This window comes from Parachlamydia sp. (assembly GCF_050255895.1).
GTDB lineage: Bacteria > Chlamydiota > Chlamydiia > Chlamydiales > Parachlamydiaceae > Parachlamydia > Parachlamydia acanthamoebae.
Genome location: NZ_JBFWIR010000082.1, coordinates 1 through 13,785, shown reverse-complemented (window position 1 = coordinate 13,785; position 13,785 = coordinate 1). Strand labels below are relative to the sequence as shown.

The following is a 13,785-nucleotide window of genomic DNA, read 5'->3' as shown; positions in this document are numbered from 1 at the left end:
AGGATGGCAGATCAGAATTGTCGTCAATTTTAGCGGAATCAGGAGCGTGATCTGTCGAGCCTATTTGCCCATAAACACTTGGAGGGCGAGGAGGTGCTGGAGGTCGAGACGATGGACCAGATGAAAGTTTATTCCAACGATCAACATGCATGAATTCTTCAAGCTTAGCTTTAAATCGTGTTCCTAAATATAGCTTGCTAATCGTGGAAACTTTCTTTGCTGTTTCCTTGATTTCCTTATCTTGTTCTTCAGTATAAGGCTCGGTCTTTTCTTCAAAAGCAATAAGCTTTGACTCAAGTTCATCCGCTAAGGGCTTATAAGTTTTCTTGATTTTTTCTTCATTAACCCATGAAAGGCTTGTCAAAAAATGCCCAAGTCTAGAAAAAAATAGTGCAATCGATTTAATTTTTGGGGAGTTTTCTTTTTTCAGGTAATGCAGGAGTTCTTCGTTATTGTTTACTTTGCACGATCTTTCAATAAAGTCTCCATGATTATCTAACTGAATTTTTTCCATAATCTTAAATTTCCTTACTAAAAATACGTCTAATATTAATAATTTCATTTTATCATTAATTTTAATTTATAACAATGGTAGTTATAATTAACTATCTTTATGTTTTAGATGTGTATAATTTAAATTTTACGATTTGTTTGCTTTAGGTTTTTTATAATTAAAAATTCGAAATTAAATAAGTAAATGGTATGATTATTGTATAGTAATTGCAGAATGGGAAGGAAGATTATGGTTAACTTTTTTGAAGATTCTCATCGTTTAATTGAAATTAAATATGATTTTTATGGCATTCCCCATGCACGACCTATTGACATTTCTCAGAGTCAAGAGACCCCTCTATCTTCTGATATTACGACTTCTCCTGAATCTGTTGTTTTAACATCTTCCAAGCGTTCCCTTCCTTCTCAACAAGTTTGGCGTCAAGAGACTGTTATGGGGAGAATGGTGAATTTCTTTGAACAAGCTGCTCATATTTTAGGAAAAGTCTGGCCTAAACGTTCAAAAAAAGTGGACCAACGTTTGATGGCGGCCATTCATGGCAATCGCATAGAAGCTGCATATCCCGGACTTCAAATAGCTCCTCTTAGCCGAGTTTTAAATTATCTCGTTCCCTTTTTAAAAGCGCAAAAAGGGGAAATGGCTCCTCCAAAAGAACTGATTCATTCCTTGCAACAATGTGCAAAATGGTCTGCTGATTTAGAAAAAATAGGGGAATTTAAAAGCTCGAAAAAACGTAATGCCTCGCTTGAAAACTTAGCTAAACAAATCGGCAAAAAAATAACATCCTTATCTCCTGGAGAGAAATGTTTAATCCCTGGCGGCTGGATTGAAAGAGGAAGAAAAGAGCATTTTGCGTTATATGAAATCACAAAAAATCCTGAAGGGGATTATCAATTAAAGATTATTTCACGCGATCCCTTTATCAATCCTCAAGCTTCCCTTTTTTCTGCAGGAAAAGTCAAAATTTATCCAGAAACGATTTTTAATCATTTAACCCTTGATGAACTAACCAATTCAGCGTGGCTACAGGCCCTTTTAAATCTCCAGATTTTACCTAAAGTACCAAAGGAAAATGCGGAAATTGTTTCCCCAAATTTTTCTTCCTTAAGTAATTTATTCTCGCCTTTGGCAGACAAAATTGATCAATCAGCAAAGCCTATAAAAAAATATAAAACGGAATCTCAACAAGCCCAAATTAAAAATATATGGATGGTTGTTGACCTTTTAGGAGTAGAAAAGCCGGGCGGGGAAGCCATGCGTAAAAAAAGAAACTTGCAGCTAAAGGTGAACACTCTCTTTCAATTTTTTGAAGTGGCAAAGAAAGACTTGGCGAACAATCGCACTAATCAAATTCTTCTTCAAGAAGGTATTCAAAATGTCAGTCGTATTACCGGTTTATTGCTGGCAGAAAATTATCTGACTGAACCTGAGGCTGCAATTATTATTCGAGAATGTGGGATCATCGAAAAAGCAATAGAATCAGCCAAAAATGCTAAAATAAAAACATCAAAAAAAAATCCTTTTGAGCAAAAAAAGACTTTAGCAAAATTTTCCTTTTTAATTCCAAAAGTCACAATAAAACCGTTAGATGTTAGGGGCGTTGAGGAGTCAACGCTTAGGCCTTTCATAAAAGCTCAAGTTAACATCCCAAGTGAAGGGCTAAGCATTAATGAACCGGAAATGGTTGAAATACCTCATTTAACCAGTGACACGATTGCAAACACTCTATCTGATTTATGTGCGAAGTGCAAAGCTCTTGCTCTCAATGGGGAAGATTATGCCTTGCAGTCAGGTATTCTGGACTTTGTCCAGGGCATCGCCTTGCCCGAAATTTCTCCCCCAATATTTTTTGGAGGTAAGCGCTATTCATTATATTTTGACTACAAAGGAGGATCCATTGATTGGGCTAACATGTCCTCTGAAGAGCGTAAAGCTTGTTGTCTCGAATTGGGAGAAATCAGCCAAATACTAGTCGAATCCAGTCAAAAAACTGAGACTTTGAATCCCGAAAAGCTCATGACTTTGATTAAAGTAGGGATTTTGCAGGACTATTTAGCACGTCTTGAAGCAGGAGATACCACGATTAATCGAATCGATATCACGTTTTGGTCTGAAGTGATTAATCAATTCTTCGATCGACTTGACACCCGAATAAGAACTTATTCAAAGCGTGAAAACGATTTAATCAACGAATTAATCAATCAATGTGACGCGAAAGACCAATATGGCAGTATCACCGAAGAATATCGGCATGAAGGTCAAGAATATCCCTATAAGATTCAGCGCCCATCCAATTTTTTTTCACAAGAGAAAATGCCAGAAGAGTTTATCGCTGTGGAAAAACAAATTCAGCTTTTCGAAAGCATTTTTCCATTCAAAATGGGCTATCACTCTCTTCCTAAAGGGGCTAGTGAAATGATCCAAGCGAGTTGGAACAAACGGTATGAATTCACACTTTTTAGGGCTGCTGCGCAAAAGAAAATGGAAGTGGTGAGTGCATTTAGAAGAGAAGAACCAACTGAAGAAATGATTCGAGACGATGCGGAAAAGGTGTTACAAGGAATACGCCTTATGAGCAAAATTGAAGGAGAAAAAACAACTTTGCCACCCATCGATCAGCGAGATTTAGCCGATCTTTTAATGCTGGTTTCAGAAGGATCTCTTTTTGAAATGATGGGATTTATTCGGGATAAACCTCACCTTTTAGAATATGCTGACGTGCGTTCATTAATTGAGCATACACTTTTTGGAGGACAAAAAGAGGAGACTCCTTATCCTACTCAATTTATACGACACCATCTTTTTACCGATGACTTAGATAAAAAAGAATGTTTACTATTTGCAGACTGGATTCAAGAGCAATGTCAGCTTTTTAGCAATCGGGGAAGTATCCATGAAACGTTATTTTTGATCAATCTAGCACATAATCTGAAAAATCTGGCTCCAGATTTTATCATAGATCATCCTATTAATGATGAGTTTCCAAAGTATGTCCAAGTTGTTAGAGAGTGGGCATATGCTTCTTTAGATCCAACCAAGCCTGAATTTGAAAACAGGCATACTCTTTGGAGTCACCTTTTACTTTTACACGAAAATGCGGAACACTTAGATGGCCGGCAGATTGTGGAGTTTTTAGAAGGCAATGCGGTGTTAAAAAACGCCACTCCAGAAGCCTATGAATGGGATCCCATGCTACAGGCTCGCCTGCATATTTTGCGCGAAAAATGGAAAAAACCGATAGAGGATTTTCTTAAAAAAGCAGAAGCAAAGCCTTTTATTCAGGAAGCTGCGAATTTCATCTGCCAACTCACTCAGTCGGAACCTTCAAAAGAAGAATGGAAAGGGACTTTTCCGGTGTATAGTGCAGGCGATTATGAAGTTGATCTTAATGCGGGATCTCTAATTAACAAAAAAGCGGGCTGGTCAAGTCAGGGAATACCCATCGCAATTCTTAAAAAACCTCAAGTTGAAAAAATCTTGTCGCAAGCCAATGCAAAGGGACTATCATCAAAGCATGTGCGAAAAAAAGATGTAGATTATTATTTCATCCAAGAATCTAAAAATCATTCGTTTGCTATCGCTGCAGAAAAAGACATCATAAGCGTTTACAAAGAAATTGACCTAGAAAAAGAAAAAATTTGGGGGCAATACATCGCGAAGGAAGACTTATTTAAGAAACCTATAGAAAAGTCTCCAACATCTTTGAAAAGCCTGTTTGGCTTAATCAAAAAAAACAAAGCCATGCAAAGCACATTCCCTGAATTTCTCAATCGTTCAGATTACAACTTTTGGATCAATACGAAAAAGCCCTCAGAAGTTTTTGTGACAAATGAAAAGGGGGAGCTTCTTTTTCAGATTTTTTTCAAGGAAAGTCATAAAAAGCAAGAGATTGATGGTATTGTAGATTTGAGAGAAGGCGCTGCTTCCCATCAAAAAATGGAAATAGGGGCTTTATCGGAAAGCATGCACCCCGTGTGGCAGCAATTTAAAAATGCAGATATGCCTTCAAACATTGTGGTGTGGAAAGCAGATAACAACATTCAAAAAGTTGAATTAAATAGATTTGGCTTAAGTTTTGTCGAAAAAGAAGGAAAAATTGTCTGTGCGAGCTCGCCTCTTAAAGGCTGGATTTTGGAGGAAACGTCTTCTGCAGATTTAGTAAAAAAAGATATTCCCAACGCTCTAGTCTTGCGTCATCCCACTCGAGGCTCTCAAAATCGTTTAATTGTTCCAAATCAAAAAATCGAGCTTTTGGAATCTTCCTTAAGCACGCTGAAAAACCAACTAAAAAGTCGTATGCTTTCTAAGGATCCTGCGAAAGACTGGAAATTATCGACAGCAGAAGAAAAGCAAGATTTTTGGATTTTTGATGTGGATCCGCTTACTTTAAATCTTAGAGAAGTCGCACAAAAAGAAGACGCTATTCAGATCGAACCTTTTCTTTATCTTTCCGATTTAGCCTATATGCAACATCAGCCTGAAAGAAGCTTAGCATTTCTCCTTCTCGCAAGCAAAGGGAACACCTGGAAAGAGGAGGATGTGAGATTTCTTAAGCAATACATCAAAAGCAATACCATTCACACTCCGGATAAAATCGCTTTAATGTTGCAGGCCGTATTAATCGGTAAGCAAGCCCTTCCAAAAGAGGGCAAGCACCTCTTCGATGCAGAAATTACTCAACTTTATAAATCTTATCTTCAATTTGGTGGAAAGATCTCTGGAATTTTACGTATTAGCGACGAAGACAAACTTGTCTGCTTGCAGGCCTTAGAAAAGGTAGATCCCCAATTTTATCATGCGAATGCTCCTTTGCTTGTTTCTAGAAAACTCCAAAAGATGCGTGCAGAAATCATCGAAAAACCTTATTTCTCTTCAGTTGATAAAAAAAACATCTCCATGTTCAGTGAACATTTGTTAAGGGTTTTAAAAACACAAAAAAAGGCTTCTTCTTTTGAATTTTTCTCTAAAAATGTGTCTCAATTAGGCTCTGAATTTTTAGAATTGTATCAAACCATTGCGAAAGAAAACGTGAATAGCAAGAAGTTCAGGCAAGTAGAAATGACGTTACGGGCTTTACCAAACTTGTATGAGACGGATGTTAGTGAACCTGAATTTTTTACAGCTCTCCAATATTATCTCATCCGAGTTTTGGATATCCGTCAAACAGGAGATGCAATTCCTTTTCCTGAAGCTCCTGACCTCACTTTTTCAGTGAATAAAGACTGGGCTGCATTACAGACAGAACATCAAGAAAACTGGCAAAATTTACATCAATTTTTGCAGGAACTCGAAAAAATTGCGGGAAATGCCACCCAAGTTAAAAGAGATAAGGAGATAAAGGTCACACAGGCTGAATATGTTGAAGCGACATTTGCCGAAGATTTAGAGAGCGCTTTGGCAATTGTGCAATCAAAAAATCCTCATCTCAACCTTGCAGAATTGGAAATCGAAGATTTAGAAGCGGCTTTGGACAGTAAAAGTTCGATCATGAGCCCTATTTCTCTAAATCCTGCAATAGGCCATGCCCTTTATACAGAAGCTGAACTCACAGCCTTTTTTACGCAAAGCTCTGGCAAACCTATTCCAACTTTAGACCTTTCTGACTTAGTCGACCCATCAAATCCAGCCTTAAGTGCTACTGCAACTTCTCTTGAAGAGGATATTCGCATAGCGAGACAATCCATGGAGTCCGAAACTCCAATGCAGTTGATTGATGGAAAGAAATCACGAATAGACCTCGAAAAAGATTTGGCTAGTAAAAAAACAGCCGGGGAAGTAAAGCAACAAGTTGCCCGAGAAGCAATACTCAAACTCATTCAAGATCAAAATCTATCTGCACAAGATCTGCAACAGCGAATCTTGCAACGAAAAGCAAAATTTGTGCAAACGCTTGATATCGAACTTTTATTGAAGCATTTTTTGCAAAATGATTTAGAAAGTCTGGCTGATAAACTTCCTCAAAACATTCAGTATGATCAATTAAAAAGTGCTTTAGGAAACTATCTTCTCATACTGACGGATTTGCAACGCATAGAAACCGCGTTAGAAGAAATCAATCAGTTAAGTCATCAAAATGTGGATTTAGAAGCGAACCTTTACAAACTTTTAACCGCAGATCGGCAATATAATCCTGAGGAACATCCTCAACTACTTTTATTCGAATACATGTCTAATCTGCTGTTACGAGAAAAGCAACTCCAAATGGTCCAAGATTTTATCCAAAATCCTGATTGCATTAGACAGGCAGTGACGGGAGCAGGTAAAACGACTGTGATCTTGGTGCTGACTGCTTTCATGCAAGCCAATGGGACTAACCTTGTGACTGTTAACTTTCCTAAGCATCTTTACCACGAAAACCTCAATGATCTCCAAAATAAACTGGGCAAAATTTTTCAAAGAAGTGTTTATCCTCTCCAATTTAATATGTCCAGCCCTCTGACAATTTCCCCATCCAAAAAGCTTGGCGATCGGACTGCTGTACAAGAAGTCTCAACGTTTAAAGTTATGTATGAAGATCTTCTGCGAACAGTTATGGAAAAAGGGGTTGTGGTCTCTACAATCGAAAGTCAGCAGGCGTTAGAACAAAAATGGATCCGTTTACTGGATCAACAATCCAAGGAGAACCCTGCTAACATCAATCCAATGGATCGCGAGCATCTCATTTATTTAACAAAAATTCTGAAGCTAATGCAAAAGCATCAATCCACCATGCTTGATGAATTTGATAAAGCTTTGAATCCTCGAGAAGAGCGGCACTTAAAGATCGGATCGCAACCTATCCCAGAATTTATCTGGCAGACAACTTTGGATGTCTATGAATTGCTTTTAGCAGACCCTGCACTGGGATTACTTCGTAATGTGCAAGGCGAGCTTCTAGATGATCAAGCGCGAAGTGAAGCTATTGCACGCGCTGCAGGTCAAATGGCGCAAAAAATAGCACAAGAAAAAGAGATTCCTGGATTGGAAAAATCGTTGAAAAGTTATTTTTTAGGTGAGAAAGAGGATATCTTAGAAACAGTTCAAAATTGGTCTCCACAAGAACAAGATAAAATAGCCCTTCTGAAAGATCAATTTTGCATATATTTGCCCCTGACACTATCTAAAACTTGCCAAGTGAGATACATGCGTTCAAAAGATGGCGAGCATACCGTTCCTTGTTTAGCAAGCGACATCCCACGTGAAGGGTCAGAATTTGAACAAATTCTCGAACGTGTCAATTACACGATTCAAGATCATTACCAACGGGGAGAAACGGTTGAGTATGTGCAAAAATGGATTTCATCCAAGAAAAAAACAGCCGAAAGTGCCGTGTTAAAGGGGTTCTATGCATCGATTGATGAAACTGTAGAAGCACAAGTCTTTGCTAGCTATTTTCCAGGAAGAAAACTCAGTACCGTTTTGCCCAGTCATATTCCCGATATGGTAAATGAAATGAATAAGGATCCAAAACGGATTCGCAAATTTCTTGAACTGGCTTTAGCTAAACTTGATGTCTCCAGCGGAAAAATTAGTTGCGATGGACATAATTTAGTCGCGATGTCGCAGCATACGGCAGGAGCTTCCGCGACTTTAGGTTCTCTGCATGCACTTCCTTCCTCCATCCAAACCGAGGGTGCTGAAGATAAGGGGGCGACAGGCAAAATGGTCTTGAAGATGCTCATCAAGAGTCAGGCAAAGGATGGGTCTATTCCCGAGATGATACGGTATGATCCAGAGCATCCTGAACGCATCATTCCAGAAGCTTTAGCCATTAACAATGATATTCAAATCGTGATTGATGGATCTGGCGTCGCAGCTTTTCATGGAATGCCATTTAGCACACCTTCCCAACAGATTTTAGATGGTCAACCAGTCAATTCATCCATCAAAGGGATTATTTTGGGGGGAGAAGGCAACCTGCAACAGATTCACACACAAAATGGCATTTCTTCACCAGAAGCCGCGGGGTTAAAACCTTCAGAACTAGGCGGATTTTTTGACGAAAGTCGCGCACGAGGGGCTGATTTTCAGATGGCTCCAGGAGCACAGGCTCTTATTGCGGTAAGTGGCAAGCAAAAATCTTCAGAGTTGTTGCAATCGATTGGTCGTCTAAGGCGAGATGATCAACGGGCAATCTATACAATCGCTAAAGGAGATCAAATTCAAGACATCAAAGAATTGTATAAAAAATCCATAAAAAATGGCTTAGAGAGAGAATCTGATGATCTTTTCCGAGCAAAAAAACATGAATTACGCGATATCGTTCGAAGCGGTATGATTCAAGATCTTTTGCAACAAGCCGAGGATTATGGAATTGATCATATGCTGGCTCGTTATAGAGAATTTGCAGAACATCACATCTTAGTGAGCGAAAACAAGGAAAATTTAGATCATCCAGGATCATATTTTGGATTGCATGCACCCATCAGCAGAATGGATAAAGATCCTGTGAAAGAACTGCAAAAACTCAAAGAGGGTTATTTAAAGATTGCTGAACAAGTCCAATTATCTGCAGCGAAAGAAGAAATTAGCGGTCTCACTTATTCGATTGAAACGCTTCAGCTTTTGCCAAGAAAAGTATTCGGAGGCAACAGTCCTTTACTCGACCAAGAAGTTGAGGTAGAGACAGAAGTTGAAACCGAAGTAGAGACGGAAATTGAAGTGGAAGGAGATACTAAAGTTTCTGATCGTACCTATCTACAGTGGCTGAATGTGAACGATTTTTATTTTAAAATTAATAATTTGCAAAAAGTCCATCCTGCATTTGATGCCCACATTAAGCTGACAGAAAATTTCTTTCCTTTCGAGTATAACAGGGCGAGGGAAAGAAAACTTTTCGATCATTTACAAAATCCTGTGCACTACGTAGAGCTTGGTTTTACGTATGAATATGAAGAAATAGATATGAAAAAATATTTTAAGGATAAGAAAGCAGGTCTTCCCGTTACAATGCCCGAACCAACGATCATCCCTGAAAGCGTTCAACTCGAAGAAGCCATTTTATTGGATACAAAGGATTTTTCTATCAATTTTCCTGTGGGACAATCTGTTCATGGAGATGATGCTTTTGCAAGAGAAGCGAACGTTTACGATATGCGCTTAAAGAAATTCATTAAGGGACCTTTTTCTGAAGCAGAATTTCCGGAGCACCTTAAACCTTTGTTGAACCGAACTTTAGCTCAAATTCGATTCTTTAATGGAGAATATGACCAATATTCTGATGAAGAATTTGCAGCATTGAAAGATTGGCTATCTGAGTTGAATATAGATGAATTAGAAGGCTATTTCAAATCGAAAATTTTAAAGAATAGACCAGAGGATCAACAAAATTACCCGCATAGTCCTTTGTATGGGCTGTTTAACGAATTGCGAGGAGACTAGGTATGCTTAACATGCTTAAAACTGCCATAGACATCGAACACGTGATGAAGCCCTTTGATAAAGATGAGGTGGGTCATTCCTCTCTACAAGGGAAATTGGCGGGGAGCACCGTGATGCTTGTCGGCGGAGTTGCTACATTAGGTCTGCTGCCAGTCTTTTATTTTCTGACTGCTTATCGCAAAACCCATTATTGGGACAACATTGCCAATCGAATAACAAAATTGAATGCAGTTCAAAATTCCACCGTGGCACAGCAAGCCAAAAAAGCCCAAGCTTCTTTCGAGCAAGAATTTATTCAGAAACATGTGTTAAAAGAACTGCGGTTTTCCTTAGCGACTAAGTCGTTTGACAAGATTAAACAAGAAATTGAAAAGAACAAATTTAATGTTCAGACAATTGATAATGAAGGTTATTCCCTTTTACATTACGCCGTTCTTTATGAAAAAACAGAGAGGGAAAAAAGATTTGAAAATCCCCGTTACAAAAGCCACTTGCAAGAAGTCTTTAAGTTATTAGACTATTTAAAAGCTCAACCTAGCCTGATTAATAAAGAAACAAAGAAAGGGGATACCCCCTTATCCTTAATTGCTGAAAATGGCTTAGAGCAAACATTTTTTCAACTGATAGATAATCCAGACCTAAATGTGAATGCACGCAATCCGGAGTCTTTAACACCCTTACAGCTCTTAGCCAGAAAGCCACCCACACGAGCAGCTGAGATGGCTAGGGCTCTAATCAATCATCCTAAGTTTGATTTAGTTAAAAATGTCAAGCTTCCACAAAAATATCCTGCTACATTGGCTTCAGCATGCGAATTTGAGCAATTGGATTTAGTTTTGGAGCTATTGGCTTTGCCCGGAAGTGAATTGGTCAATCAGCCGACGCATAAAAGATTACCTGTTATGGCCATACTTTTAGATTTTTTTGAGCGTAAAAAGAACTATGAGGGTTTAGCCTTTTTGATTGAAAAGAGGGGGATTAACTACGACACAGATAAAAATAATGGAAGCCTGCTTCATTATGCTTTAGACAATGTGGAATTGGGATGCGTAAAGTTTTTGATAAAAGATCCTCGCATAGACGTAAATACCTTAAATAAAGAAGGGAACACCCCTCTAGATATTGTAAAACAAGGTTCTGAGATTGAAAAACTATTACTGGAGCGTGGGGCCTCAAAGTCAGCTGATCTTTAAAATGATATTAAAAAGAGTATAAAGATGACTAAAGTAGATGCAACTAAAATAACATTTGAAAATCAAGAGCTTTCCATAAAAGAAATCGAGTCTTGCCTCGGCGGCAATTTTTTTGGAAGGACGATTAATCGTATTATTCTAAAAGCGAGAAAAGGCATTTGGGTTAATAATCAAAAAGTCGCCAATAAACTGAAATCTCTGCATGTGGAGACCCTTGATAATATTTATCAAGCATCGAAGACGAATTATTTAAAAACTCTTATTGTTAACGAGCAACGATTCAAATTGGCGAATTTACAAAATAAGAAAGTGGAGGTTCTAAAAACGCTAGATACTGATTCGAAATTCCTTACGCAACCTGAAATGTATGCGAAATTTATTGGTCGCCTAGCGGGTCTTATTGATCCACAAGCAAAATTATTTCATCAATCAGAAGTCAACGCGAAATTTATAGGACATGCTAGAGACCTTTTAGATTCTAATTTTAGAGGTAAGCCCGACGAGTATCTAAAATTGATTGAGCATCTTGTTCACCTTTCAGATATACCGCGTGGAACTGCTTTGGCAATACATGATAATGAGCTTGTATGGGTTCGTAAAGATAGCGAAGAGTGGAAAATCATTCCTCCATACTCTGAATCTAAAATAAGTGTAAATGAAAGCGAGCTTGAATTTGTTGATCTTGATACAGTCAATTTAGAAATTTTGGAAGAAGACTTTGCTGTTATCATAGATGGGAAAAAATTCTCTTCTCCTGAACATGCCTTAAATAACGAGGAGTTATCAAGGGCTATAGAAGAATTCAAAGAAAAATTGACAGAATTGGCAGATGGTCAACAATTCCAATTCAAAGTTGATTCATCAAAGCCATTTACAACCCTTGATGAAGGTCTTAAAGAGGCCGAAGCGAAAACAAATTTCTCCTCAAACAAAGATGAACGCTTTATTCAAGAGCAAAGCCATGATGATTTAGAAAGTGTGGCTATCTTGCAAGCAAAGGGATATTTATCTGAAGGAGAATTTTGTGCGGATTGGGTTGCAATAGATACTATTGGTGATATGACGATAGCGATTGTCGCTGATGCAGCAAAGAATAACCAAAATTCTCACGAAGGCTCCATGGAGCTAACAAACCGGTTTAGACAAATTCTGATTTCACAACTCATCAAGCTTCAAAAAGATGGAAATCTCACAACAGAAGACGTTACAGAGGCATTAACTCAAGCCATCATTCGAGCAGAATTTGCGACAAGGAGCGAGGCTAAAGTCATCGCTTCTACAATGGCGTGTACGATTATTATTCCCTCAGAGGAAAAGAAATATGCAATTGGATTTTGTCTAGGAGACGCTCGTGTGATGCTCAAACGAGAAGATGGAACGGGCAAAGATCTATCGCCAACGGAATTTTTTAGTTCTTATTCCTTTGCAGGTGCAAATTTCGGTGCAGGAATAAGGAAAATACAGCCTATTTTTCAAGAGCTTAAAAGAGGTGACACTATTCTTTTGGGATCTGATGGTTTTGGCGATAATATGGAAGCAAAAACGCTAGGAAAATCACCTTTACAAGCCCTCCATGAATTATATGAAGCACGTAAACTGGACGATCATCCCAAATTAAAAGCTTTGGCGGAGAATCCTGAAGAATGGATTCAACGTGCCACATCCATCAAAGATTGGACTGGATTTACCTTCACATCTTCGGATGATAAATCTTCTCTCATTCAAGAATTACATACTCTTTATTCAGAATATGTTCTTGAGAAAATGGCAAATACACACCTTGCAAAGGACCTTTACGATCACTGCACAAATTCCCCTCTAATTCAAGCCGGCTTATTCATGCTTGAATCAGAAAAAAATGATGTCCCTAAGATACAATTAATCGACGACAAGTATTCGAAAATAGGTCAAGAAGAGCGGCAAAAAGTTTTAGAAGGCTTTTGCAGACAAAATTTAGAGCGTTATAAAAATTTTGCTGAAAAAATGGTCGAAAAAGAGAAGATGAAAAATTTGTTTGAGAGTTGGGATCTTGAACCTTTGAAGGCTAGTGACTGGTTGAAAGATTATTGGAGAGAGTTCGAGGATAAGATTCCTCAAACAATTTTGGAAGATGTTCGAAAATTTAAATTAGAAGTAGAAAATCATGTGAATGAGCACACATCCCAATTTTACAGTGATATTCAAGAAAAACATGACCTTGAAGTTCAAGAGATTTACAGAAGTAATTTGGGGAAGTATAAAGAACACGCAACAAAAATCTTAGACTTGAATGAAGAAAGTGAAAAGCAAGAAGAATTGTTTGAACAATGGGAAAATGATCCTAAGGAAGCACACAAGTGGCTTTTAAACAAAGTTGGAAAGCCGGATGATTTCAGCTTAATTGCTTTAACAATAAAATAAAGTATAGAGCGGATATTTGATTTATCCACTCAGGAATAAGGTTTCTTTCTCTTTATGTTTTTTTTGTTTAAAATTTAGAATGAATAGAATAATTTTAATAATAGACTTCTTTCGAAATTCCTTACGGCAACTCCAAATTGTGTATCCCCGCGATCAGGTTAAATCTTAAGCCAAACCGTTTTCTTCGATTCCTATACCTATCACTTATAATCTTAAATCTTTTTAAGCTGCCTATAACATTCTCATTTACAACTCTTTCTGACGCGATTTCTCTATTTTGTTGTTTTTCTTCCGCTGTTAATGGCTTCTTCTTACTTG

At 37.9% G+C, this 13,785-nt stretch carries 4 protein-coding genes and 1 pseudogene; 3 read left to right on the top strand and 2 right to left on the bottom strand.

Annotated features, from left to right (window positions below; translation table 11 throughout):
- Positions 1–514: pseudogene (locus AB7E63_RS12045) on the bottom strand (hypothetical protein); the annotation flags it as partial.
- Positions 515–742: 228 nt separating this feature from the next.
- On the opposite strand from AB7E63_RS12045, the gene AB7E63_RS12040 reads away from it, so the two are divergent.
- From AB7E63_RS12040 to AB7E63_RS12030, 3 genes are read left to right on the top strand one after another with little or no spacing between them, the layout of a single operon-like run.
- Positions 743–9,874 (top strand): DUF3638 domain-containing protein, encoded by a 9,132-nt coding sequence (locus AB7E63_RS12040; protein WP_428419582.1) that lies wholly within the window; start codon positions 743–745, stop codon positions 9,872–9,874.
- A gap of 2 nt (positions 9,875–9,876) precedes the next feature.
- Positions 9,877–11,067: an ankyrin repeat domain-containing protein gene (locus AB7E63_RS12035; protein WP_036746629.1), complete on the top strand. Its 1,191-nt coding sequence runs from the start codon at positions 9,877–9,879 to the stop codon at positions 11,065–11,067.
- A gap of 24 nt (positions 11,068–11,091) precedes the next feature.
- Positions 11,092–13,467 (top strand): protein phosphatase 2C domain-containing protein, encoded by a 2,376-nt coding sequence (locus AB7E63_RS12030; RefSeq protein ID WP_013924987.1) that lies wholly within the window; start codon positions 11,092–11,094, stop codon positions 13,465–13,467.
- A 121-nt stretch (positions 13,468–13,588) separates the two neighbouring features.
- Here AB7E63_RS12030 and AB7E63_RS12025 read toward each other — a convergent pair.
- A partial coding sequence (locus tag AB7E63_RS12025) for a transposase family protein (protein WP_428419152.1) occupies positions 13,589–13,785 on the bottom strand: 197 nt, incomplete at its 5' end.

Excerpts from the sequence above, each read along its gene's own strand:
- AB7E63_RS12040 (WP_428419582.1), top strand. The coding sequence starts at position 743 with ATGGTTAACTTTTTTGAAGATTCTCATCGTTTAATTGAAATTAAATAT.
- AB7E63_RS12035 (WP_036746629.1), top strand. The coding sequence starts at position 9,877 with ATGCTTAACATGCTTAAAACTGCCATAGACATCGAACACGTGATGAAG.
- AB7E63_RS12030 (WP_013924987.1), top strand. The coding sequence starts at position 11,092 with ATGACTAAAGTAGATGCAACTAAAATAACATTTGAAAATCAAGAGCTT.